The organism is Candidatus Magnetaquicoccus inordinatus (assembly GCF_004217665.1).
GTDB classification, from domain to species: Bacteria; Pseudomonadota; Magnetococcia; order Magnetococcales; family Magnetaquicoccaceae; genus Magnetaquicoccus; species Magnetaquicoccus inordinatus.
Map to the genome: position 1 here is coordinate 1 of NZ_RXIU01000473.1, position 1281 is coordinate 1281.

The 1281-nt window shown below is 52.8% G+C and carries 2 protein-coding genes and 1 pseudogene; all 3 read left to right on the forward strand.

What is annotated here, in order from left to right:
- Positions 1 to 403 (forward strand): annotated as a pseudogene (locus EJP87_RS16620) (PD40 domain-containing protein); the annotation flags it as partial.
- Between the two features lie 41 nt (positions 404 to 444).
- Positions 445 to 999, forward strand: coding sequence for an OmpA family protein (locus EJP87_RS16625; protein ID WP_227657735.1), 555 nt, complete (start codon positions 445 to 447; stop codon positions 997 to 999).
- Positions 1000 to 1022: 23 nt separating this feature from the next.
- The coding region (locus EJP87_RS16630; protein WP_130472949.1) for a hypothetical protein at positions 1023 to 1281 on the forward strand (259 nt) is incomplete at its 3' end.

A 1281-nucleotide genomic window follows, 5' to 3' on the forward strand; every position in this document is an offset into this window, starting at 1 on the left:
TGGACAAAAAATTGTTTTCAACTCCGATCGGGCCGGTACACCACAATTATATATCATGGATTCCAAAGGTGGAGATGCCCGCCGTATCACCTTTGAGGGCAACTATAATGCAGCTCCCTCCTGGTCACCACGTGGTGATCTGATCGCTTTTGTGCATGGCGGAGGAGGGCGTTTTCGCATTGCCGTCATTACCCCAGATGGAAAAAACATGCGGGTATTGACCGATTCCTGGATGGATGAATCCCCCACTTGGTCACCCAATGGTCGGGTTATCCTGTTTTCACGCCATAATGGCAGTCGTTCCCAGCTTTACAGTATTGATTTGACGGGCTATAATGAAAGGCTGGTGCCTGTTGGTGATTCGGAGGGCTCTGATCCCTCCTGGTCACCTTTGATCAAATAGGTACCTTTGGTTTTGATTTCTATTCTATTGAGAGGTTTTCCATGAAACGAGTCGGATTGTTGACGGTGGCACTGTTGTCTCTGGGTCTGTTGGCCGGGTGCGGTTCCGCACAAAAGGCTGGTGAGGGAGATCAAGCGGGCGCCGATGGGGCGGGCAGAGATGGCAAAGGAATTAACCGCATGGGAGGTTCTTCCGTCAATCTGAACGATCCTTCCCGTGGTGGTGCCGGTGGTGCCGGAGGCTATCGCTTTGATGTCAATGTAGAGCCGGAACATCGGGTCTATTTTGAATATAACTCGGCTTTAATCAATGATCGGGCCGCGCAGATTTTGGCGCACAATGCCGGATGGATTTTGGCTCATGGGCCAAAAGGGGTGATCACCGTGGAAGGCCATTGCGACGAGCGCGGTACTCGTGAATTTAACTTGGCTTTGGGACAACAACGGGCAGATGCAGCAGTGCGTTTTCTGGTCTCCCAGGGTTTGCCAGCCAACCGTTTGAAAGCGGTCTCCTATGGCAAGGAAAAACCCATGGTGCCTTCGCATGATGAATCGGCCTGGAGCAAAAACCGTCGCGCCGAGTTGGTTTTGCGCTAATTTATTGAGACAGGTAAATGGCCATGAAAACCGGAACATCCCAATGGATACCACTTCTGCACCTGCCGGGTCGCCGTTGTGTCCTGACGGCGTTGACCGGTTTGCTGCTTTTGACGCTCAGTGGCTGCGCCGGTGGTTTGGGTGGGGGCAAGGAACGCCCCCAACCCGAATGGGAAAAGCCGCTGCAAGATATTGATCATAAAGTGGAGCAGACAGAAAAAAGCAGCAAGGCTGCTCTCTCTGATCTGCAGCGGCGTCTGGCCGCCCAAGAGGCAGAGATGC

What these genes read in the sequence shown, in the direction of transcription:
- EJP87_RS16625 (WP_227657735.1), top strand. Translation starts at nt 445, where the DNA reads ATGAAACGAGTCGGATTGTTGACGGTGGCACTGTTGTCTCTGGGTCTG.